General features: G+C 65.8%; 21 protein-coding genes and 1 tRNA gene. 14 read left to right on the top strand and 8 right to left on the bottom strand.

What is annotated here, in order from left to right:
• Positions 1-9 precede the first annotated feature (9 nt).
• From pilB to AC1DT6_RS10490, 3 genes are all read right to left on the bottom strand, one after another.
• On the bottom strand, positions 10-1,764 hold the full coding sequence (gene pilB, locus AC1DT6_RS10480) for a type IV-A pilus assembly ATPase PilB (RefSeq protein ID WP_441625614.1): 1,755 nt from the start codon (positions 1,762-1,764) through the stop codon (positions 10-12).
• A gap of 247 nt (positions 1,765-2,011) precedes the next feature.
• Positions 2,012-2,088, bottom strand: a tRNA-Pro gene (locus tag AC1DT6_RS10485).
• A gap of 151 nt (positions 2,089-2,239) precedes the next feature.
• On the bottom strand, positions 2,240-2,587 hold the full coding sequence (locus AC1DT6_RS10490; protein WP_035875574.1) for a transcriptional regulator: 348 nt from the start codon (positions 2,585-2,587) through the stop codon (positions 2,240-2,242).
• 85 nt (positions 2,588-2,672) lie between these two features.
• On the opposite strand from AC1DT6_RS10490, the gene AC1DT6_RS10495 reads away from it, so the two are divergent.
• Positions 2,673-3,239, top strand: coding sequence for a hypothetical protein (locus AC1DT6_RS10495; protein ID WP_441625611.1), 567 nt, complete (start codon positions 2,673-2,675; stop codon positions 3,237-3,239).
• A gap of 306 nt (positions 3,240-3,545) precedes the next feature.
• Here the strand turns inward: AC1DT6_RS10495 and ispB are convergent, their stop codons facing one another.
• Positions 3,546-4,475 (bottom strand): octaprenyl diphosphate synthase, encoded by a 930-nt coding sequence (gene ispB, locus AC1DT6_RS10500; protein ID WP_051649341.1) that lies wholly within the window; start codon positions 4,473-4,475, stop codon positions 3,546-3,548.
• Between the two features lie 581 nt (positions 4,476-5,056).
• On the opposite strand from ispB, the gene rplU reads away from it, so the two are divergent.
• The 4 genes from rplU to proB all read left to right on the top strand — a co-directional run bounded on the left by rplU (position 5,057) and on the right by proB (position 8,158).
• On the top strand, positions 5,057-5,368 hold the full coding sequence (gene rplU / locus AC1DT6_RS10505) for a 50S ribosomal protein L21 (protein ID WP_006576525.1): 312 nt from the start codon (positions 5,057-5,059) through the stop codon (positions 5,366-5,368).
• Between the two features lie 70 nt (positions 5,369-5,438).
• Positions 5,439-5,699, top strand: coding sequence for a 50S ribosomal protein L27 (gene rpmA, locus AC1DT6_RS10510; RefSeq protein WP_035875569.1), 261 nt, complete (start codon positions 5,439-5,441; stop codon positions 5,697-5,699).
• Between the two features lie 147 nt (positions 5,700-5,846).
• Positions 5,847-6,947 (top strand): Obg family GTPase CgtA, encoded by a 1,101-nt coding sequence (gene cgtA, locus AC1DT6_RS10515; RefSeq protein ID WP_477114657.1) that lies wholly within the window; start codon positions 5,847-5,849, stop codon positions 6,945-6,947.
• Positions 6,948-7,039: 92 nt separating this feature from the next.
• Positions 7,040-8,158 (top strand): glutamate 5-kinase, encoded by a 1,119-nt coding sequence (gene proB / locus AC1DT6_RS10520; RefSeq protein ID WP_035875564.1) that lies wholly within the window; start codon positions 7,040-7,042, stop codon positions 8,156-8,158.
• Between the two features lie 92 nt (positions 8,159-8,250).
• On the opposite strand, the gene AC1DT6_RS10525 is transcribed toward proB, so the two are convergent.
• Positions 8,251-8,886: a CNP1-like family protein gene (locus tag AC1DT6_RS10525; protein ID WP_441625606.1), complete on the bottom strand. Its 636-nt coding sequence runs from the start codon at positions 8,884-8,886 to the stop codon at positions 8,251-8,253.
• The gene (locus tag AC1DT6_RS10530) at positions 8,879-9,541 is read right to left on the bottom strand and encodes an RNA pyrophosphohydrolase (RefSeq protein ID WP_035875560.1); all 663 of its coding nucleotides are present in this window, start codon (positions 9,539-9,541) and stop codon (positions 8,879-8,881) included. Before AC1DT6_RS10530 ends, AC1DT6_RS10525 begins: the two co-directional genes overlap by 8 nt.
• A 184-nt stretch (positions 9,542-9,725) precedes the next feature.
• Here AC1DT6_RS10530 and AC1DT6_RS10535 point away from each other — a divergent pair, with 184 nt between their 5' ends.
• The 6 genes from AC1DT6_RS10535 to AC1DT6_RS10560 all read left to right on the top strand — a co-directional run bounded on the left by AC1DT6_RS10535 (position 9,726) and on the right by AC1DT6_RS10560 (position 15,513).
• Positions 9,726-11,447: a proline--tRNA ligase gene (locus AC1DT6_RS10535; RefSeq protein WP_477114658.1), complete on the top strand. Its 1,722-nt coding sequence runs from the start codon at positions 9,726-9,728 to the stop codon at positions 11,445-11,447.
• Positions 11,448-11,452: 5 nt separating this feature from the next.
• Positions 11,453-12,211, top strand: a complete 759-nt coding sequence (locus AC1DT6_RS10540) for a lytic transglycosylase domain-containing protein (RefSeq protein ID WP_035875556.1) — start codon at positions 11,453-11,455, stop codon at positions 12,209-12,211.
• Positions 12,208-13,170 (top strand): 2OG-Fe(II) oxygenase, encoded by a 963-nt coding sequence (locus tag AC1DT6_RS10545; RefSeq protein WP_441625602.1) that lies wholly within the window; start codon positions 12,208-12,210, stop codon positions 13,168-13,170. Before AC1DT6_RS10540 ends, AC1DT6_RS10545 begins: the two co-directional genes overlap by 4 nt.
• Complete coding sequence (locus AC1DT6_RS10550) at positions 13,170-14,018, top strand: helix-turn-helix domain-containing protein (protein WP_441625600.1); 849 nt, start codon at positions 13,170-13,172, stop codon at positions 14,016-14,018. Before AC1DT6_RS10545 ends, AC1DT6_RS10550 begins: the two co-directional genes overlap by 1 nt.
• Positions 14,019-14,102: 84 nt before the next feature.
• Entirely contained in the window at positions 14,103-14,759 is a 657-nt protein-coding gene (locus tag AC1DT6_RS10555) for a LysE family translocator (protein WP_441625598.1), read from the top strand.
• 133 nt (positions 14,760-14,892) lie between these two features.
• Positions 14,893-15,513, top strand: a complete 621-nt coding sequence (locus AC1DT6_RS10560; RefSeq protein WP_441625596.1) for a LysE family translocator — start codon at positions 14,893-14,895, stop codon at positions 15,511-15,513.
• On the opposite strand, the gene AC1DT6_RS10565 is transcribed toward AC1DT6_RS10560, so the two are convergent.
• A complete protein-coding gene (locus AC1DT6_RS10565) occupies positions 15,497-16,039 on the bottom strand; it encodes a hypoxanthine-guanine phosphoribosyltransferase (protein WP_441625594.1) in 543 nt (180 codons plus the stop codon). The genes AC1DT6_RS10560 and AC1DT6_RS10565 overlap by 17 nt on opposite strands.
• Positions 16,040-16,118: 79 nt before the next feature.
• Positions 16,119-17,513: a signal recognition particle protein gene (ffh, locus tag AC1DT6_RS10570; protein WP_441625592.1), complete on the bottom strand. Its 1,395-nt coding sequence runs from the start codon at positions 17,511-17,513 to the stop codon at positions 16,119-16,121.
• A 103-nt stretch (positions 17,514-17,616) separates the two neighbouring features.
• Here ffh and AC1DT6_RS10575 point away from each other — a divergent pair, with 103 nt between their 5' ends.
• Genes AC1DT6_RS10575 through AC1DT6_RS10585 form a run of 3 tightly spaced genes read left to right on the top strand, consistent with a single transcriptional unit; the run spans position 17,617 to position 20,898 of the window.
• The gene (locus tag AC1DT6_RS10575; protein WP_441625590.1) at positions 17,617-18,549 is read left to right on the top strand and encodes a cytochrome C assembly family protein; all 933 of its coding nucleotides are present in this window, start codon (positions 17,617-17,619) and stop codon (positions 18,547-18,549) included.
• Between the two features lie 7 nt (positions 18,550-18,556).
• Complete coding sequence (locus tag AC1DT6_RS10580) at positions 18,557-18,832, top strand: PP0621 family protein (protein ID WP_441625588.1); 276 nt, start codon at positions 18,557-18,559, stop codon at positions 18,830-18,832.
• Positions 18,829-20,898 carry a sensor histidine kinase gene (locus AC1DT6_RS10585; RefSeq protein ID WP_441625586.1) on the top strand — a complete coding sequence of 690 codons (2,070 nt, stop codon included), beginning with the start codon at positions 18,829-18,831 and terminating at the stop codon, positions 20,896-20,898. Before AC1DT6_RS10580 ends, AC1DT6_RS10585 begins: the two co-directional genes overlap by 4 nt.
• Positions 20,899-20,936: the final 38 nt, after the last annotated feature.

Below are 20,936 nucleotides of genomic sequence, written 5' to 3' on the forward strand. Positions count from 1 at the left end.
TTTACGCTTCTACGTATTTGTTGTTGCCAGCACTTCCTCGAGCGAGGTGACGCCCTGTTTCACCTTGGCCAGCCCGGCTTCGCGCAACGATAGCACGCCGTCTTTGCGCGCCTGCTCGGCAATCTGCAAGGCCGTGCCGTGCGTCAGGATGATCTGTTGCATGGCCTCGTTGATCGGCATCACCTGATAGATGCCGCAGCGGCCCTTGTAGCCGCTGCCGTTGCAGCGTTCGCAGCCGACCGGGTGATACGGCTGCCAGCTGCCGTCCAGATCCGCCTCCTGGAAACCGGCGTCGACCAGCACCTCGCGCGCCAGTTCGCCGGGCCGCTTGCAGGAGCACAGCCGGCGCGCCAGGCGCTGCGCGGTGATCATCAGCACGCTCGATGCGATATTGAAGGGCGCCACGCCCATGTTCATCAGGCGCGTGAGCGTGGTCGGCGCATCGTTGGTGTGCAGCGTGGAGAACACCAGGTGGCCGGTCTGCGCGGCCTTGATCGAGATGTCGGCGGTTTCCAGGTCGCGGATTTCGCCGACCATGATGATGTCCGGATCCTGCCGCAGGAAGGAGCGCAGCGCCGCGGCGAAGGTCAGGCCCGCCTTCTCGTTGACGTTGACCTGGTTGATGCCGGGCAACTGGATTTCGGCCGGGTCCTCGGCCGTTGAGATATTGATGTCGCCCTGGTTCAGCCGGTTCAGGAAGGTGTACAGCGAGACCGTCTTGCCACTGCCGGTGGGGCCGGTCACCAGCACCATGCCGTAGGGGCGCTTGATGACGTCCAGCAGCATGGCCTTCTGCGCCGGCTCGTAGCCGAGCTGGTCGATGTCCAGCTTGTCGGAGGACGACTCCAGGATCCGGATCACGATCTTCTCGCCGAACAAGGTCGGCAGCGTAGAGACGCGGAAGTCGATCGCCTTCTCAATGGTTTCCTTGGGCTCCTTGCTGTCCTTGGCGTCCTTCTCGCCGCCTTTCTCCTTGGGCAGCGCGATCAGCAGTTTCATGCGGCCGTCCTGCGGCACGCGCTTCTCGGAGATGTCCAGGCGCGACAGCACCTTGATGCGGGTGGATATCTTGTCGCGGATATCCACCGGCGGACGCGCGACCTCCTGCAGCACGCCGTCCACGCGGAAGCGGATGCGGTAGAAGGTTTCGAAAGGCTCGAAATGCAGGTCGGAGGCGCCGCGGTGGAAGGCTTCGGTCAGCAGCTTGTGCAGGAAACGCACCACCGGCGCATCGTCGATATCGGCCGCGGTCTTGTTGCGCAGCGCGCTGGCGGAGGCGACCGGGTCGTACTCGATCATCTTGCGCTCGGCCTGCGCCGGGGCGATCGACTTGAGCGTGCCGCCGCTGTCGTCAGTGGCGGAGCGCACGTAGGTCATCAGCTTGTCGTGCTCGACCACGACGGCGTCCACCGGCAGGTTGTATTTCTGCTTGATGGCGTCCAGCCCGGCCTGGTTGCCGGGGTCCGACAGCGCCAGCACCAGCCGGTTTTCGCGCCGGCCCAGCGGCAGCAGCCGGTGTGCGTGGAATTCACGGTTGCCCGCCAATGCCGGCGGCACCTTGTTCAGGTTGTACTGACTCAAATCGACCAGGGGCAGCTGATATTTATCAGCCGCGAAGATCGCCACATCATGCGCAGTCATGGTGCCGCTGGCGATGATCTCGTCGATCAGCTGCGACTTTTTTTCTCGTGCCGACTGTTCAAGCTGGGCGAGCAGGGCCGGCGCGATACGCCGGCTCTGTGCAAGAGCTAGACCAAGTGTCATGGCAAAACGCTAGTTGGCCGGCAAGCGGCCGAAAGACCCCGAATCGGGGCAGTTTGCCGCCGGGGTCACTTTTTGTAAAGGCGAGCCGGGAGGGGTATTGGCGTTTGCGCGACACGGGCGCAACCCTACTTGCGCGGGGGGACGAGCAAGAGGTGGGATTCGGCCGGAGCGGTGGCGCGCGCGCAAATGAAAAAAGGCCGCACATTGCTGTGCGGCCTTTTTTGTACGGTCTCGGGGACCGTGAAACTGGTCGGGGTGAGAGGATTCGAACCTCCGGCCTCTACGTCCCGAACGTAGCGCTCTACCAGGCTAAGCTACACCCCGTTTGTTATTTTCAGCGCCAGAAAGTTGCTGCAGCGCGAAAGCACACAAGTGTAGCAGCCTTTTTTTCAGAATGGAAGAGGGCGAGCGCTTGTACGTGCCGACTCTCGCAGTTGGGCAGTATGGCATCGGGATAGACGCTGAAAAAGCGCGCCTATTTGCCAGACGTTGCCTTTACCAGGCACTCGGAAAGCTTGTCGAAATGGCGAAGTGCGGCCTGCGTCAGTTCCACCTGCTTGCGCCGCGCATCTTCCGTATCCGACAGCGTGATCCAGCCCTTCTTGCGCATGGACTTCAGGCGGGCGTGCAGGGTCGCGGGCGACCCCAGATCGCTATTGGCCATCATGTCCCTGACGGATAAGCGTTCTTGCGTCTGGCTTGCCCGCGCTACCAGTTCGAGAATGCGTTCCTCGAGCGGGTCCAGGGCCGGTAACGCAGGCAGGCCTCGCAACGCTTCGGCAAGCTGCAAGAATCGCAGGTAGATATCAGCGGGTCGGGTCATGAATTCGTCCCCAGAAGCGAGGGGCTGCACTTGTGCTGTTCGCGGATCAGCTATCATCCACTCACCACCGCGGAATTCTACGCCAATGTCAAACCTACGCCTGCAACTCGGCATGGTCATCACGACAATCGTGATGTTCATCCTGATGTTGGTGCTCAACGAATGGTTGTTCCGCAACCTGGAATTCGTGCCCGGCATCAACTGGGTTTATCTGCCCGCTGGCATGCGGCTCTTGTGCACGCTGCTGTTCGGAGAAGCTGGTGCGATCGGGTTGCTGCTCGTATCGTGGCTGGTTAGCTTCTTCTACTTTTTCCCGAACGACTTCAGCAGGGCATTCATGGGCGGCATCGTGGCAACAGTCGCCCCCTACCTGGTCTATCGGCTTGCGCAGCAAATTTTCGGCCTGCGCGCGTCGCTTACCAATCTGACGCCGAAGCGGCTATTGCTCTGCGTTGTTGCGTATGCCGTCGCTAGCCCGCTGTTGCACCATATCTGGTTCGCCCTGCATGGCGATAGCAGCAATCTTGTGCAAGGCTTTCTGGTCATGTTCGCAGGGGATCTGAGTGGAACTTTGATCGTGATCTACGCGATCAAGGGGCTCCTGTTGTTGATGCCTACGCGCAAGACTCTGATGCAGATGGCGGGCAAATAGGGGCAAACAGGGCCAGATGTTAGGCGACGCGAAAGCAATATCCCTGATTCCGCTTTCGCACCTCCCCTGCCGGATTCTTTTCCGGCGCTAGCTACGCTGCGGGGCAGTGCGAGAATCAGGTGCAAGTGCCAGATGTTGGGTTTGCTTGATTTGTTAACGGCGCACAACGGTGGGCCATCAGCATCTAGGGCAGGAGAGTACTGTCGTCAGGTGCATCCTCAGCGCGGCGGCCTTTCTTGCCGAACGGAGCGAGCGGCCGGGCCGCCGCTCCCTTGCGGGCCGCCGCGCGCTGTTCGCGCTACGGTATCAGGACAGCCGTTGCAGCGAAAACGCGCACAGCTCGATCAGCGTTTGCTTCAAGGGGGAGTCGGGGAACTGCCGGGCCGCTTTTTCCGCCGCATCGGCTTCGCGCTGCGCTGCCTGGAAGGTGACCTCCAGTGCGCCGCAGGCGTGGATTGCCGCGAACACGGCATCGAAATGCTCGGTGCCGCCTTGCACGATGGCCTCGCGGGCCAGCGCACGCTGTTCGGCGGTACCGTGCTCGAGCAGATGCAGCAACGGCAGGGTCGGCTTGCCTTCGCGCAGGTCGTCGCCGGCGTTCTTGCCCATCTGCTCGGCGCTGGCGGTGTAATCCAGCATGTCGTCGATCAGTTGGAAGGCGGTACCGATGCGCCGGCCATACTCCGCGGCGGCTTCCTCGGTGGCGGCGTCGACGCCGGCCAGCACGGCGCCCAACTGGGCAGACGCCTCGAACAGCTTGGCGGTCTTGTAGCGGATCACCTGCAGGTAGCGCTCCACCGTGACGTCGGGGTCGTGCATGTTCAGCAGTTGCAGGACCTCGCCTTCGGCGATCACATTGGTGGCATTGGAGAGGATCTCCATGATGCGCATGCTGCCGGCGTCGACCATCATCTGGAAGGCGCGCGAGTAGAGGAAGTCGCCTACCAGCACGCTGGCGGCGTTGCCGAATACCGCGTTGGCGGTCTGACGGCCGCGCCGCAGCTCCGATTCGTCGACCACGTCGTCGTGCAGCAGGGTGGCGGTGTGGATGAACTCGACCACCGCGGCCAGGTCGTGGTGCCGGTTGCCGTCGTAGCCGAAGGCCCGCGCGGACAGTAGCAGGATCACCGGGCGCAGGCGCTTGCCGCCCGCGCTGATGATGTACTCGCCGATCTGCTCGATCAGTGGCACCTCCGATGCGAGGCGCTGGCGGATAACCGAATCAACGGCGCGCATGTCGGCAGCGACCGGGGCAAGCAAGGCAGTGGCGGAAGACTGGGACAAGATGTTCACCGTTACGCAAAACCCGCCGATTATAAGCGATGCGGGTGTATGTATGTCCCCCAAACGGAGGGTGCAGCGGTGTCGCAGCCTTGCCAGGAAGAGCGCGGCCGCGGCCGCTGGGGCAACCTATAATGCGGGCATGACCCAGCAACATTCCTCCTCAAGCCGCCGCTTGCGCCGCACTGYGCTGTGGGCAGCTTTCGCCGCCCTGGCCGGTTTTTTGCTGGCGGACCTGATCTGACCCAGGCGGGCGGAGAAGTGCCTCAGGCGGCGCCGGACGCCGCCGGGCAGGCTATGTGTCTGTTTTCTTTGTACTTTTCCTGGCTTTGGTATAGAATCGTGGGTTTCCTCCGGCCGCTTTGTGTTGTCTGCGGGTGCGCTGGCGGGAGATAACCGGGCCAATTGGGCCGTCCGGCTTGTCTGTTTTCCTAGCTTGCGGCTGATCCCAGGATCGGCGGCGGCGGGATGAAACGGACGCAAGGGCGCGCCGGCGTTGGTTTTCGGCGTTTTATTTCACATCGAGAGGTTCGACAATGTACGCGGTCGTAAAAACCGGCGGCAAGCAATATAAGGTTGCTGCTGGCGAAAAACTTAAAGTAGAACAGATACCGGCAGACATTGGCGCAGAAATCACGCTCGACCAGGTGCTCGCAGTGGGCGCAGGCGACCAAATCAAGTTTGGTACGCCGCTGGTTAGCGGGGCTTCCGTCAAGGCTACCGTTATCTCCCAAGGTCGTCACGATAAGGTGAAGATCTTCAAGATGCGCCGTCGCAAGCACTATCAAAAGCGTCAAGGCCATCGTCAAAATTACACCGAGCTGCGCATCGAAGCGATCGTTGCCTGAGCCCGCGCTCAGTCCTCATCGAAATCGAATTCAAGCGTAACTAGGTAAAGTAAAGCGACAGGAGTTAGTCATGGCACAGAAAAAGGGCGGCGGTTCCACACGGAACGGCCGCGATTCCGAATCGAAGCGTCTGGGCGTCAAGGTGTTTGGTGGCCAGGCCATTAACGCCGGCAGCATCATCGTGCGTCAGCGCGGTACCCGCGTGCACCCGGGCGAGAACGTTGGCATTGGCAAGGATCACACCCTCTTTGCCCTGGTCGACGGTCACGTGCAGTTCGCCGTCAAGGGCGCTGCCAAGAAGCAGCAGGTCAGCGTCGTTCCGGCAGTCTGATCACAGCCTTTGCAGCATGAAGGCCCCGCAGTACTTGCGGGGCTTTTTCGTTTCTGGCGACAATATCAGTGTCGCCATCCGCCGAGCGCGCGGCCCCGCCATCCTGGCCGGGCACGCGCTGCGGCCGCTCCACCACGGAAGGTCATCATGAAGTTCATCGACGAAGCCAGAATTGAAGTCATCGCCGGCAACGGCGGCAATGGCAGCGCATCGATGCGGCGCGAGAAATTTGTGCCCTTCGGTGGCCCGGACGGTGGCGACGGCGGCGACGGCGGCAGCGTCTATGCGGTGGCAGACCGCAACATCAATACCCTGATTGACTTCCGCTATGCCAAGAAGCATGTGGCGCGCAACGGCGAGAACGGCCGCGGCGCCGACTGCTACGGCGCGGGCGGCGAGGACGTGAAGCTGCGCATGCCGGTCGGCACGCAGATCCTGGACATGGATTCCGGCGACCTGATCGCCGACCTGACCGAGCATGGCCAGAGCGTCTGCCTGGCCCAGGGTGGCCTGGGCGGCTGGGGCAACCTGCACTTCAAGTCCAGTACCAACCGCGCGCCGCGCCAGCAGGTGGACGGCAAGCCCGGCGAGCGCCGCATGATCAAGCTGGAGCTGAAGGTGCTGGCCGACGTGGGCCTGCTGGGCATGCCCAATGCCGGCAAGTCGACCTTTATCTCGCACATCTCCAATGCGCGCCCGAAGGTGGCGGACTACCCCTTCACCACGCTGCATCCCAACCTGGGCGTGGTGCGGGTCGATCACGAGCAGTCCTTCGTGGTGGCTGACATCCCCGGCTTGATCGAGGGCGCGGCGGAAGGCGCCGGGCTGGGCCACCAGTTCCTGCGCCACTTGCAGCGCACGGGGCTGCTGCTGCATATCGTCGACCTGGCGCCGTTCGACGAAAGCGTGGACCCGGTGGCCGAAGCCCGCGCCATCGTCAACGAGCTGAAGAAGTACGACGAAAGCCTTTACGAAAAACCGCGCTGGCTGGTGCTCAACAAGCTGGACGTGGTGCMTGACGAAGAGCGCGAGGCGCGCGTCAAGGACTTCGTCAAGCGCTACAAGTGGAAGGGCCCGGTGTTCCGCATCTCCGCCCTGACCGGCGAAGGTTGCCGCGAACTGATCTACGCGATCAAGGATCACCTGGCCGCGATCAAGGCCGAGGAAGTGGCCGCGCTGGCGGAGCCGGACATCCGCCTGGATGAGCGGCTGCACAACGTTGACCAGTCCGGCGGCGAGCAGAACTAAGCCGGGGGGCCAGACAGGCAGCCCGGCACCAGGGCGAGACGATGCGCTCGCCCGCCAAAAAACGACAGTACCCAGCAGACAGGATTCTCTCCATGCAATCGGTCATCGCCCAGGCAAAACGTATCGTCGTCAAGGTTGGGTCCAGCCTGGTGACCAACGACGGCAAGGGTCTCGATCACGAGGCCATCGCCCGCTGGGCGGCGCAGATCGCCAAGCTGCGCATGGCCGGCAAGGAAGTCGTGCTGGTCAGCTCTGGCGCCATTGCCGAGGGCATGCAGCGGCTGGGCTGGGTACGGCGCCCCAAGGAAATCCACGAATTGCAGGCCGCCGCCGCGGTGGGCCAGATGGGCTTGGCCCAGGTCTACGAGAGCCAGTTCGGCCGCTACGGCATCCGCACCGCCCAGGTCCTGCTGACCCACGCCGACCTGGCTGACCGCGAGCGCTACCTCAATGCGCGCTCGACCCTGCTGACCCTGCTGTCGCTAGGCGTCGTGCCCATCATCAACGAGAACGACACCGTGGTCACCGACGAAATCAAGTTCGGCGACAACGACACTCTGGGCGCCCTGGTCACCAATCTGATCGAAGGCGATGCGCTGGTGATCCTGACCGACCAGCGTGGCCTCTATACCGCCGATCCGCGCAGCAATCCCCAGGCCGAATTCGTGGATGAGGCGCTGGCCGGCGCGCTGGAGCTGGAAGCCATGGCCGGCGGCGCCGGCACGTCGATCGGGCGCGGCGGCATGCTGACCAAGATCCTGGCCGCCAAGCGCGCCGCCAAGTCGGGCGCGCACACCGTGATCGCGTCGGGACGCGAAGCCAATGTGCTCGAACGGCTGGCTGGCGGTGAAGGCATCGGCACGCAATTGCTGGCACCGACCGGACGTCTTACCGCGCGCAAGCAGTGGATGGCGGATCACCTGCAACTGCGCGGGCGGGTGGTGATCGACGCTGGCGCGGTCGACAAACTCACCAGCGGCGGCAAGTCCCTGTTGCCGATCGGCGTGGTGGAAGTGCAGGGCGAGTTTGCGCGCGGCGAAGTCATCGCCTGCATCGACGCCGCCGGGCATGAGGTGGCTCGCGGCATCACCAACTATTCCAGTTCAGAGGCAAAGCTGATCGCGCGCAAGCCGTCGTCCGAGATCGAACGTGTGCTGGGCCACCAGAATGAGCACGAACTGATCCACCGGGACAATCTCGTGCTGGTCTGAATGGCGCGAAGCGCGCGGCAACAAACACAAAGGGCTGCCCAGGCAGCCCTTTGTGTTTGATACGGCGCCCTACTACCGCGCCGCATGCGTTCTCAGCGCTGGATCGCGCTCTTGCGCGGCGCCTCGCCACGCAAGTCCCTGACGATCTCCTGTGCCGTGCCGGCCGCCCCGCGGCCCTCGCACATGAAATCCTTGGCCAGCGTGCCAGCGTAGTTGTTGCGCGAGATACCGGCCAGCTGGGTCCAGCCTTCGCGGTCGTCGCTGCGGTTGCGCACCCAGTCGGTCGCCCCCTTGGGCAAGGTGGCGTACATCTTGCGCTGGAACGTGTCACAGCGCACGGCTTCAAAGCTGACGTTGCGCATGCCGCTTGCACCTGTAACGACCGCGGTATAGCGCACCGCGCCATCCGCGCCCACGGACACCGACTTTGCGTCCACCGCGAAATTGAAGTTGCCTGCGGGGCTGACCTCGAACGTGATCAGGTCCGCATCGCGCGGCAATGCCGGCAGCGGGACCTCGACTTCCTTGAAGTCCTTCGGGGCGAAGGGGTCGAGTATGCTCCATTCCTTCTTCGGCGGCGTGTAGTTCTCGGCCTCATCCGCTGGCTGCGGCTGCGGCTGCGGCGTGGGCTTGCTGGCGCAGCCAACCAGCCCGAGGCAAAGGGTTGCCGCCAGCAAGCAGGCGGCAGGCAGGCTCGGGCGCAAGCCGCGGCCGGCGAATTCAATCATCGGTACTCCGTTCTGTGGACGCCGGTTCGGCCGGCGAAGTTGGGCCCGGATCGCGGGCCAGGTCCTGATGCGCCAGGGCCGGCACGCTGTCGGGATGCTCGTCCAGCCCCCCGCGGGCATAACCGGAGCGCGCGGAGCCGTGCCGGCCATGCGTGCCGTAAGGGCTCAGCGGCGCGCGGGTATTGCGCTGCAGGAAGCGGGACAGCTCGGTCAGCGCCAGTTGATAGACGTCGCGCTTGAACTCGATGACAGCATCGAGCGGGACCCAGTAATGGCTCCAGCGCCAGGCATCGAACTCCGGGTGGTCGGTAGCACGCAGGCGGATGTCGCAATCGCGGCCCGCCATGCGCAACAGGAACCAAATCTGCTTCTGTCCCCTGTAATGGCCGCGGATTTCGCGGCGGATGAACTTGTCCGGCACCTCATAACGCAGCCAGTCGCGCGTGCGACCAACAATCCTGACATGCTCGGGCAGCAGACCGACTTCTTCATGTAGCTCGCGGTACATCGCCTGTTCCGGCGTTTCGCCGTATTTGATGCCGCCTTGCGGAAACTGCCACGAATGTTCGCCGATACGCTTGCCCCAGAACACCTCGTTCCGTGCGTTGATGAGGATGATGCCGACGTTCGGGCGAAAGCCTTCACGATCGAGCATGACTGCACCTCGAATCCTTTAGAATTACGTCGATTATAAAGGAAGCGCGTAATGGGGCTTTGTGCAACGGGGTGCTGGTTTTCCCCGAGCAGAAAGCGCCGCATCAGGCGCACGCGCAATGGATTCGCGCCATCCCGCACCCGGAACCCGCCGGGGCGGGCATGGCCTCACGAGAAAGCAACGGATGAAAGCCTCGCAATTCTTCATTTCCACCCTCAAGGAAGCCCCCTCCGACGCGGAAATCGTGTCGCACAAACTGATGATGCGCGCCGGCATGATCAAGAAGCTCGGCGCGGGCATCTATAACTACATGCCGGTGGGCCTGCGGGTGATCCGCAAGGTGGAGGCCATCGTGCGCGAGGAAATGAACCGCGCCGGCGCGGTCGAGCTGTCGATGCCGGTGATCCAGCCGGCCGAGCTGTGGCAGGAAACCGGCCGCTGGGACAAGATGGGCCCGGAACTGCTGCGCCTGAAGGATCGCAACGAGCGCGATTTTGCCGTGCAGCCCACCTCCGAAGAGGTGGTGACGGATATCGCCCGCAGCGAAATCCGCAGCTACAAGCAGCTGCCGGTCAACTTCTACCAGATCCAGACCAAGTTCCGCGACGAACGCCGGCCGCGCTTCGGCATCATGCGCGGGCGCGAATTCACCATGAAGGACGCCTACTCCTTCGACCGCGACGCGGCGGGGCTGAAGGTCTCCTACGACAAGATGTTCAACGCCTACGTGCGCATCTTCCAGCGCTTTGGCCTGGAATTCCGTGCCGTGGCGGCGGATAACGGCGCCATCGGCGGCTCCGGCTCGCACGAGTTCCATGTGATCGCCGATACCGGCGAAGACGCCGTCGTCTATTGCCCCACCTCGGACTACGCCGCCAACATGGAAGCGGCCGAAGCCCTGCCGCTGCTGGCGCAGCGCGCCACGCCGGCCGAAGACATGGTCAATACGCCCACCCCGGGCAAGGCCAAGTGCGAGCAAGTGGCCGAACTGCTTGGCATTCCGCTGGCGCGCACGGTCAAGTCGATCGTGCTGGCCACCGACAGCGAGGCCGGTTCGCAGATCTGGCTGCTGCTGCTGCGCGGCGATCACGAGCTCAATGAGATCAAGGCCACCAAGGTGGCCGGCCTGGCCGAGTTCCGCTTTGCCACCGAGTCGGAGATCGTCGAGACCTTCGGCACGCCCCCTGGCTACCTCGGGCCGATCAACACCAGGAAGCCCGTCAAGGTGGTGGCTGACCGTACCGTGGCCAATATGAGCGACTTCGTCTGCGGCGCCAACGAAAAGGATTACCACCTGACAGGCGTCAACTKGGGCCGCGACCTGCCCGAGCCGGTGGTGGCCGACCTGCGCAACGTGGTGGCGGGCGATGCCTCGCCGGACGGCAAGGGCACGCTGGAAATCTGCCGTGGCATCGAGGTCGGTCACGTGTTCATGCTCGGCACGCGCTACTCGGAGTCGATGAGCGCCACGTTCCTGGATGAGAACGGCAAGACCCAGCCCATGCAGATGGGCTGCTACGGCATTGGCGTGACCCGTATCCTGGGCGCCGCCATCGAGCAGAACTTCGACGAGCGCGGCATTATCTGGCCGGCGGCGATCGCCCCGTTCGCGGTGGTGATCTGCCCGGTTGGCTACGACCGCTCCGAGGCCGTCAAGGCCGAAGCCGACCGTATCCATGCAGAACTGCTGGCGGCCGGCGTCGACGTGATCCTGGACGATCGCGGCGAGCGACCCGGCGCCATGTTCGCCGACTGGGAGCTGATCGGCGTGCCGCACCGCGTGGTGGTAGGCGACCGCGGCCTGAAGGAAGGCCGGGTCGAATACCAGGGCCGCCGCGACGCCGAAGCGACCCAACTGCCGGTCGCGGACGTGGTTGCCCACGTGCGCGGACTGCTGTCCGCCTGAACGCCATGCGCCTCCCGCGCCTGCAGGACCTGACCCCGGACCGCCGCCTGCGCCTGGCGCGGGCCGGCGCCGGCTTGCTGCTGGCGTTGAGCGCCGCCGCGCACGCGGGGGCGCAAAAGGAGGAGGACCTGGCGGATTCGGTGCGCGGCGCGCTTGCCGCGGCTATCGCGGATAGCCGTCCCCTGCGCCCGGCGTTCGCCACCGGTGGCGAACAGCTGGCGTATATCAAGTGGCTGGAGGAGATGTCGCACCGGCTCGCGGGGCGTATCCCGGAGCCGCAGGTGCGCATCGAACTGATCGAGACCGCCTACTACGAAGCCAAGCGCGCCGGGCTGGAACCGGCGCTGGTGCTCGGTCTGGTGCAGGTCGAGAGCAACTTTCGCAAGTACGCGATCAGCTCGGCCGGCGCCCGCGGGCTGATGCAGGTGATGCCATTCTGGGTGCGCAGCATCGGCGATGGCGACTCTCGCAAGCTGTTCCACCTGCAGAGCAACCTGCGCTACGGCTGTACCATCCTGCGGCACTATCTCGACCGCGAGCAGGGCGACCTGTTCCTGGCGCTGGGCCGCTACAACGGCAGYCGGGGCCGCCCCGACTACCCCAACGCAGTGCTGGCGGCCTGGAAGCGCTGGCAATACTCCGAAGCCACCGTTACCGTGGCCGGCGATCCCGAAACGGGCACGGCCACCCGCAGCCGCGTGCTGCCGCCCGAAGCGCCGTCGCGCAATCCATTCTCGCCGCAGCGCCTGGCCAACCCCTCATGAGCAATACACCCGGCACGCCCGGTAGCACCGGCAAGGCGGGCTACACCAGTTCCTCCGCGGACCTGGAGCGCTGGCTGCGGCGCCATATCGGGCAGGGCTTCGGCGCCGAGGCGCTGGTGCAGTCGATGTGTCAGTCGGGCTACGACCAAGCCTTCGCACAGGCCACCGTGGCTGCTGCGCTGGCTGTCGCGGCGAGGGCAGAGGCGCGCGGGACCGCAGCCGACACCGCCGCGGAGATGGCGGCCGAGCTTGGCATCGACAAGCCCGCCGGCAATGCTGGCGAATGTGCCGGCGGCAAGGGCCAGGCCGGCGCGCAGCCCGGGCGCAACGCGGCCCATCATGCCGGGCGCGAGATTCCCATCCTGTTTACTCTCGCGGCGCCGCGCGTCACCCTGTTTCAGCATTTGCTGACCGATGCCGAGTGCGATGGCCTGGTGGAGCTGGCGCGCGGTCGCCTGGCGCGTTCGCCGGTGATCAACCCCGATACCGGCGACGAGAACCTGATCGAAGCGCGCACCAGCCTGGGCGCGATGTTCCAGGTTGGCGAGCATCCGCTGATCGAGCGCATCGAGGACTGCATCGCCGCGGTGACGGGGATTGCGGCGGATCGCGGCGAGGGCTTGCAGATCCTCAACTACAAGCCTGGCGGCGAGTACCAGCCGCATTACGACTATTTCAATCCCCAGCGGCCCGGGGAGGCGCGGCAACTAAGGGTGGGCGGGCAACGTGTGGCCACCCTGGTGATCTACCTGAACAGCCCGGCAGCCGGCGGTGCCACCGCTTTTCCCAAGCTTGGCCTGGAGGTGGCGCCGGTCAAGGGCAATGCCGTCTATTTCAGCTATCGCAAGTCCGACGGCTCGCTGGATGAGCGCACGCTGCACGCCGGCCTGCCGGTCGGGGCGGGCGAGAAATGGATCGCCACCAAATGGCTGCGCGAGCGGCCGTACCGGAGCGAGTGATGCGCCGCTGCGGCCGCGCCGGCACGGAGCAGGCCTGTTACTGGTTCGATCCGGCCATGCCCTATGTCGAAAGCCGCCGCGCCAGCGACAGCGGCGCCGCCTACCTGCCGCATACCCATCCCACCCTGTCGATCGGCGCCGTCGATGGCGGCCACAGCATATTCAGTACGGAAACCGAGTCGGTGCGGCTCGCTGCAGGCGATGTGGTCGTGATTCCGGCAGGCCAGGTGCACGCCTGCAACCCGGAGCCGGATGGGCGCTGGAGCTACCAGATGTTGCACCTGGACCAGGCCTGGGCCGGCGCGGTGGTGGAGGCGCGCGGCGCCGGGCAGGCGTTGCCGGCGGCGCTGGCACGGGTGCGCGTCACCAGCGCGGCCGACACCTATGCCGGCCTGTGCCGCCTCAACCATGTGCTGTTCTCCGCGGCTTCCATCGCGCAAAAGGAATCCATGCTGGCTGGCTTCGTCGCTGCGCTGTTCGGCTGCGCCGACCGGCGCCAGGCGGTGCGCGCGCCGCGCCCGCCCGGCACGCCCGAGGCTCGCCTGGCTGGCCTTGTGGCGATCCTGCAGGCGCGCCACGCGGAAACGCTGCCGCTGGCCGAACTGGCGCGCGGCGCCGGCATGAGCCGCTACCAGCTGATCCGTGCCTTCCGCGCCGAGGTCGGCATGACGCCGCATGCCTATCAGCTGGACCAACGCATCAACCATGCGCGCCAGTTGCTGCGGGCGGGCGGGGCGCCCGCCGAGATCGCCCAGGCGCTGGGCTTTTCCGACCAGAGCCATTTCCAGCGCGCGTTCAAGCAGCGTGTCGCGCTGACGCCGCGCGGCTACCAGCGCCGCGCCGGCTGAGCCTCCGCACGCAATTTTCTCCAATACGCGCCACTACCTCGCAGCCCACACTTCGTGCCCATCACAAGACACGAAAGGACTGGCGTGGACTTTCCCCTCGATTCCGGCTTCGGCCAATTTGCCATGGTGGCGGGCGCGCACTTTCTCGCGCTGCTCAGTCCGGGCCCCGATTTCTTCCTGGTGGTGCGCAGCGCGCTGGTGCATGGCGTGGGACGTGCCAGCGCGGTATGCCTGGGCATTGCGCTCGGCAATGGCGTGTTCATCGGCCTCGCCATTGCGGGCCTGGCCGCCACGCGTACCAGCCAGGGCGTGTTCGCGGTGTTGCAGTGGGCCGGCTGCCTGTACCTGGCCTGGCTCGGCTGGCGGTTGCTGAGCGCCCGCGGCGAGACGCGGATGCCGGGCGCTGACGGCCCGCAGGCGCATGGCGCCGGCCACGCCGCCTACGCGGCGCAACTCGCCACCGGCTTTCTCTCCGCGGTGCTCAACCCCAAGAATGCATTGTTCTACGCCAGCCTGTTTTCCGTACTGGCTGGCACGCGCACGCCGCTGCCGGTCCAGCTTGGCTACGGTGCCTGGATGTTCGCCATGGTGTTCGGCTGGGACGTCCTGGTGGCCTGGGGCGTGCGCCATCCGCTGGTGCGGGCGTGTTTTGCCCGCTCGGTGCGCGGTGTCGAACGTGCCACCGGTGTCATCCTCTGGGGCATCGCGCTGGCCGTGGCAGTCAATGCGGCGAACCCGTGAAGCAGCCCGATGCGGGGTGCCATTGGCGACACGCAAAGGCGTATTGCCAGTTTTCTGGTTAACTGTACCGGTACTGTACTGTTCCCCGTGGCTAGACTGCCATCATTCCCTTTTGCATGCGATGGAGTCAGTCATGGCCGTGCCCCAGCTTGTCGCCGGATCCGGCGTGTTTGCCGCGTTCTGCGCGTTCGCCCTTGTGTCCTCGATCACGCCGGGCCCCAACAACACCATGGTGCTGGCCTCGGGCGTGAACTTCGGTTTCGCCCGCACCGTGCCCCATGTGCTGGGCATCAGCGCCGGTTTCGGCTTGATGGTCGCGGTGGTCGGACTCGGCCTGGGATCGCTGTTCGCGGCATTGCCGTGGACCTGGCAGGTACTTCGCGTCGTGGCTGCGCTCTATCTCACCTGGCTGGCATGGAAGCTGGCGACGTCGGGCGGCGTGCAGGACCAGGAGGTGGGCAAGCCCATGGGATTCCTGGCTGCGGCCGCGTTCCAGTGGGTCAACCCCAAGGCGTGGGTGATGGCGGTGGGCGCGTGCAGCACCTACGTGCTGCACGGCAATGTCTGGCTGAATGTGTTGCTGCTCTCGGGGTTGTTCGCCGTGATCAACCTGCCCAGCGTGGCGATGTGGGCGGTGTTCGGATCGGCCTTGCGGCGCTGGCTGGCGCAGCCGCGGGTGCTGCGCCTGTTCAACGTGGCGATGGCGCTGTTGCTGCTGGCCTCGCTGTGGCCGATCCTTAGCGCAAGGCCCTGATGGCGGGCAGGTTGCGCCAGTAGCCGTGGGCGTCCATGCCGCAACCGAATACATAGCGTTCCGGCACAGTGAAGCCGCAGAAATCCGGGTGCATGGGTTTGGGTTTCTGCAACACCTTCTCGCACAGCACGGCTGCGTAGACGGCGGTGGCGCCCATGTCCATGATGCGCTGGCGGATGGCGGCCATGGTTTCGCCTTCATCCAGGATGTCGTCCAGCACCAGCACCGTACGGCCCTTGACCGACTCGCGCGGCGCGACGCGCCATTGCATCTCGCCGCCCACCGTCTTGTTGTTGTAGCGCGAGAGGTGGATGTAGTCGAATTCCAGCGGGAAGGCCAGCTTGGGCAGCAGCATGCCGGTGAAGACCACCGCGCCGCCCATTACCGACAGCACCAGCGGGAAGGTGTCGCCCATCTTTTCCGTGATCTCGCCGGCCATGCGGTCCAGCGATTCCTGGACGGCTTGCGCGCTGACGATTTCCTCGGAGTTGGCCCACAGTTCGCGGGCCTGTTCGACGGTCATCATGATGTGGATCCTGTCTCTGTCTTGATCTTTTGCGGGTGAAACGGCGGCGCCGGGAAAGGGCGCCGCCACGCCGGATGGCTTAGCGGTTGAAGAGTCCCTTCATGCCGCCCTTCATCGCGCCCATCGAGCGCATCATCTTCATCATGCCGCCGCCCTTGAGCTTCTTCATCATGCTCTGCATCTGGTCGAACTGATTGAGCAGGCGGTTGACTTCCTGCACCGGCACGCCGGCGCCGGTGGCGATGCGGCGCTTGCGGCTGGCCTTGATCAGTTCCGGCTTGGCGCGTTCGGCGGCGGTCATGCTGTTGATGATGCCTTCCATGCGGCGCACCTGCTTTTCGGCCACGTCCATGTTGGCGCCCTGGGCTTGCTGGGCGAACTGCGCCGGCAGCTTGTCCACCAGGCTGCCCAGGCCGCCCATCTTCTTCATCTGGCCGATCTGGGCCTTGAAGTCTTCGAGGTCGAAGTCGCCCGTCTTCTTGATCTTCTTGGCCAGCTTCTCGGCGGCTTCCATGTCCACGCCGCGCTGGGCTTCCTCGACCAGGGCGAGGATGTCGCCCATGCCCAGGATCCGCTGGGCCATGCGATCGGGGTAGAAGGGCTCCAGGCCATCGAGCTTTTCGCCAACGCCGACGAACTTGATCGGGCGCCCGGTGATGTGGCGCACCGACAGCGCGGCACCGCCGCGCGCATCGCCGTCCAGCTTGGTCAGCACCACGCCGGTCAGCGGCAGCGCGTCATGGAAGGCACGCGCGGTGTTGACCGCGTCCTGGCCCAGCATGGCGTCGACCACGAACAGGGTTTCGACCGGCTTGATCTCGGCGTGGAGAGCGGCGATTTCCTGCATCATCGCTTCGTCGATACCCAGGCGGCCTGCCGTATCGACGATCAGCACGTCGTGATAATGCTTGCGGGCCCAGTCAACCGCCGCGCGGGCGATGTCCACCGGCTTCTGGTCCGGCTCGGAGGGGAAGAAATCGGCGCCGACCTGCTCGGACACGGTCTTGAGCTGGGCGATGGCGGCGGGCCGGTACACGTCGCACGACACCGTCAGCACTTTCTTCTTCTTGTTTTCCTTGAGCCACTTGGCCAGCTTGCCCACGGTGGTGGTCTTGCCCGCACCCTGCAGGCCGGCCATCAGGATGATGGCGGGCGGCTGCACCGCGAGGTTCAGCTCGCCGCTCTTGTCGCCGGCGGCCAGGCTTTCCTCGCCACCGATGACGGCGGTCAGCTCGCGCTGCACCACGCCAACAAGCGCCTGGCCCGGCGTCAGGCTGGACACCACGTCTTCGCCGAGTGCCTTTTCCTTCACGCGGGCGATGAATTCGCGCACCACGGGCAGGGCGACGTCGGCCTCCAGCATGGCCAGGCGCACCTCGCGCAGCATTTCGGCGGTATTGGCTTCGGTCAGGCGAGCCTCGCCGCGCATGGTCTTTACGACCCGCGCCAGGCGTTGAGTGAGATTGTCCAGCATGGCAGAAGTCCGGGGGATAGGGCTTGATCGAGGCTTGATGCGGGCTCGGGACCCGGCTCAAGCGGGGCGCCACCGGGACGGGGCGCTAAGGTAAACTGTGCAAATGGCCATTGTACTGTATGCCTTGACGGCACTTCTCTATTGCGGCCTGGCCTATCACGGCTGGGCGACGCGCAACCCGCAGCTATCGGCTGCCGGCGCCGGCGGCGCCATCGGGGGCGCGGCGACCACCGTGTTGCTGCAGGGCGGCGGGGGCGCCGGCGGACGCGGCGAGGACCGCCCGGCCTGGTGGCATGTGCTGATGCTGGCCGCGGTGGCCAGCCACGGCCTGCTGCTGCACGAAACCATCTTCCCGGCCGACCGCATGGTGTTCGGCTTTGCCTTCGCGCTGTCGGCCATGTTGTGGCTGGGCGTGGGCATCTACTGGATCGAGAGCTTCTTCTTCTCGCTGGCCGGTCTCGGCCTGATCGTGATCCCGGTGGCGATGCTGGCCAGCCTGATGCCGCTGGCCTTTCCCGGTGCGCAGATCCTGGGCTATGCGGCGCGGCCGTTGTTCAAGCTGCACTTCATCATCGCCAACGTGGCCTACGGCCTGTTCACGCTGGCAGCCTTCCATGCTTTCCTGATGCTGCTGGCTGAACGCCGCCTGCACGGTTTCAACCGCTCGCCCCAGATCGGCCAGGCCAGCGAGCCGGCGCAATGGATAGGCCGCTGGCTGGACCTGCTGCCGCCGTTGCTGACGCTCGAAAAACTGCTGTTCCGCCTGATCGGCGCCGGCTTCGTGCTGCTGACGCTGACGATCCTGTCGGGCCTGCTGTTCTCCGAGCAACTGTTCGGACGGGCCTTCCGGCTCGATCACAAGACCGTCTTCGCGCTGCTGTCGTGGGCGATGTTCGCCGGCATCCTGGCCGGACGTACCTTTTATGGCTGGCGCGGGCGCACCGCGCTGCGCTGGGTGATCGCATCCTTCGGCATCTTGCTGCTGGCCTATGTCGGCAGCCGCTTCGTCATCGAAGTCATCCTGCACCGACTCTGAGGCCGGCATGGCACGCATCTTCCTGGTCCTGGCCGTGGTGCTGGGCTTCTTCTGGTGGCTTCGCCAGCGCGCCGAGGCGCGCCAGCGGGAGGATCGCGCCGCCCGGCATGGTTCCGCGCAAGGGTCGCAAGGCCGCACCCAGCCCGCGCAGGAACCCATGGTGCAGTGCGCGCAATGCGGCGTGCACCTGCCGCTGGGCGAAGCGATCGCCTATCGCGGCCTGCACTACTGCCGGCGCGCCCACCTGCCTGCCGACAGCGATCCGGACAGCCCGGCCGCATGAACGGTAGCATCTCGTTCTGGTCCCGCCTGAATGCCTGGCGCGCCGTCACCGCACTGTGGCGCCAGTTGGAGCCTCCCGAATTCCACTGGCGCCTGCTGCGCTATTTCAGCTGGACGCGGCTGGCGGTGGCCGTGCTGCTGCTGGGTTACGCCTGGCTGCCGGCGCAGCGCGGCGATACCGAGCGGGTCGCGCAGGGGTTGGGCAACGGCCTGGCCGCGCTGCCGCTGGCCGTGCCGTATGCCGGGGTGGCGCTGGCGATGGTGATCGCGACGCTGTGGTGGCGCCGCGGTTTTCATCTGCGGGTGCGCTTCCAGGTGCTGGCCGACCTTGTCCTGCTGGGCCTGATTTTTCTCGCGCAGGGCCACCGCGGCGAGGGATTGGCCATGATCTTCCTGCTGCCGGCGCTGCAGGCCGGCGCGCTCACCAGCCTGTTGTTCGCGCTATTCACCGCGGCGGTCTCGGCGCTGGTGGTGATGAGCGCCCCCTTCGCGCAGACCCTGCTGCTGCGCCAGGCGGACACTGGCCTGCTGGGCTCGGGTTTGTATGGCCTGGTCTTCATGATCGCGGCCTCGCTGATGTACCTGCTGGCCAACCGCCAGCTTGCGCAGGAGCGGCTGGCGCTGGCGCGCGAGCAGGAGCTGCGCCTGCAGCAGCTGGTCAACCGGCTGATGGTCAACGACATGCAGGATGGCGTGATGCTGCTGCGCGCCAACGGCGTGGTGGTGGCGGCCAACCCGGCCGCGGTGGTGCTGTTGGGCGTGCAGCCCGCCGAACGGGGCAAGCAGACGTCCACGCCGGCTACCGGGCGCGACGCGCTGTTCGACCTGCGCCAGATTCCCCGCCTGCAGCCGCTGATGGAGATGCTGCGCGACTGGGTGCGCAGCAAGGATGACGCGCCGCGCATCCTGCAATTGCTGCCGCTGCCTTCGCGGCCCTCCTCGGGCCGGGGCCCCATCCTGCATACGCGGCTGCGGCTGCGCTTCCTGCTGCCGGGGCTGGCCAGCCTGCGCTCGACCTTTGCATCCTCGCTGTCGGTCTCGCTCGGGGCGCAGAGCGCCATGAACACCGGCACCTGGAACGACCTGTCGCCCGAGGCGGCGGCGCGGCTGCGCCTGGCCATCGCGCAGAGCGAGGCCATGGCCTGGCGCCCGGAGGACGAGGCCCTGCTGCGCAGCGAGATGCGCGATACGGTGCTGGTGCACATCGAGAGCTGGGAACGCATCGCCGAGCAGGTGCAACAGGAAAAACTGGCCGCCATGGGGCGGCTGGTGGCGAGCGTGGCGCACCAGATCCGCAATCCGCTGGCGGCCATCAGCCAGGCCAGCGAACTGCTGGCCGAGACCAGCCGCCGGGGCGTGCGTCCCGGCGAGGCGGGGCGGCCCGAAGGCGATGTGGATGCCCGGCTGCTGCGCATCATCCACGACAATGTGCGCCGGCTCGACCAGGTGGTGTCGGACGTGCTGCAGATGTCGCGCCGCCCGCGCACCGAGCGCTCTGCCGTGGACCTGAACCAGGCCCTGCCCGAGATCATCAGCCGCTGGCGGCTGGAGATGCGCTCGCGCTCCGTCAACGACGATCCGGTCGGCGCGCGGCGCGTGCCGCGGCCGGCGGAGATCAACGCCAATGCGGTGCGGCTCACGGTGGATGTAGCGCGCCCGGTCATCTTCGATCCGTCGCAGCTGCAGCAGGTCCTTGGCAACCTGCTCGACAACGCCTGGCGCTATTGCAGCCGCCTGCCCGGCGCGATCCGGCTGCTGGCCCACGCGCTGGACCAGCACCACGTCGAGCTGATCATCTGGAACGATGGCGTCGAGGTGTCGCGCGAGCACCAGCGCACGCTGTTCGAGCCATTCTTTACCAGCAACGCCCAGGGCACCGGCCTGGGCCTGTTCATGGCGCGCGAGCTATGCGGCGCCAACGACGCCCAGGTACGCTACGGTACGATTTCACTTGACGCGCTGCTGGCGCAGACCGGCATGCTGGCGCCCGCGGCACGCGATACACTGCCGGCCAAGGCCTTTGTCCTGACCCTGCGCATCGACGCGCCGGACAACGCGGGCGGCTGAGCCGCGCTGCCGCCGCGAACGGTTCGCCAGGCCGTCAG

The organism is Cupriavidus sp. 01L45, assembly GCF_056399885.1.

Excerpts from the sequence above, each read along its gene's own strand:
- pilB (WP_441625614.1), bottom strand. The coding sequence starts at position 1,764 with ATGACACTTGGTCTAGCTCTTGCACAGAGCCGGCGTATCGCGCCGGCC.
- AC1DT6_RS10490 (WP_035875574.1), bottom strand. The coding sequence starts at position 2,587 with ATGACCCGACCCGCTGATATCTACCTGCGATTCTTGCAGCTTGCCGAA.
- AC1DT6_RS10495 (WP_441625611.1), top strand. The coding sequence starts at position 2,673 with ATGTCAAACCTACGCCTGCAACTCGGCATGGTCATCACGACAATCGTG.
- ispB (WP_051649341.1), bottom strand. The coding sequence starts at position 4,475 with ATGCGCGCCGTTGATTCGGTTATCCGCCAGCGCCTCGCATCGGAGGTG.
- rplU (WP_006576525.1), top strand. The coding sequence starts at position 5,057 with ATGTACGCGGTCGTAAAAACCGGCGGCAAGCAATATAAGGTTGCTGCT.
- rpmA (WP_035875569.1), top strand. The coding sequence starts at position 5,439 with ATGGCACAGAAAAAGGGCGGCGGTTCCACACGGAACGGCCGCGATTCC.
- proB (WP_035875564.1), top strand. The coding sequence starts at position 7,040 with ATGCAATCGGTCATCGCCCAGGCAAAACGTATCGTCGTCAAGGTTGGG.
- AC1DT6_RS10525 (WP_441625606.1), bottom strand. The coding sequence starts at position 8,886 with ATGATTGAATTCGCCGGCCGCGGCTTGCGCCCGAGCCTGCCTGCCGCC.
- AC1DT6_RS10530 (WP_035875560.1), bottom strand. The coding sequence starts at position 9,541 with ATGCTCGATCGTGAAGGCTTTCGCCCGAACGTCGGCATCATCCTCATC.
- AC1DT6_RS10545 (WP_441625602.1), top strand. The coding sequence starts at position 12,208 with ATGAGCAATACACCCGGCACGCCCGGTAGCACCGGCAAGGCGGGCTAC.
- AC1DT6_RS10550 (WP_441625600.1), top strand. The coding sequence starts at position 13,170 with ATGCGCCGCTGCGGCCGCGCCGGCACGGAGCAGGCCTGTTACTGGTTC.
- AC1DT6_RS10560 (WP_441625596.1), top strand. The coding sequence starts at position 14,893 with ATGGCCGTGCCCCAGCTTGTCGCCGGATCCGGCGTGTTTGCCGCGTTC.
- AC1DT6_RS10565 (WP_441625594.1), bottom strand. The coding sequence starts at position 16,039 with ATGATGACCGTCGAACAGGCCCGCGAACTGTGGGCCAACTCCGAGGAA.
- ffh (WP_441625592.1), bottom strand. The coding sequence starts at position 17,513 with ATGCTGGACAATCTCACTCAACGCCTGGCGCGGGTCGTAAAGACCATG.
- AC1DT6_RS10575 (WP_441625590.1), top strand. The coding sequence starts at position 17,617 with ATGGCCATTGTACTGTATGCCTTGACGGCACTTCTCTATTGCGGCCTG.
- AC1DT6_RS10580 (WP_441625588.1), top strand. The coding sequence starts at position 18,557 with ATGGCACGCATCTTCCTGGTCCTGGCCGTGGTGCTGGGCTTCTTCTGG.
- AC1DT6_RS10585 (WP_441625586.1), top strand. The coding sequence starts at position 18,829 with ATGAACGGTAGCATCTCGTTCTGGTCCCGCCTGAATGCCTGGCGCGCC.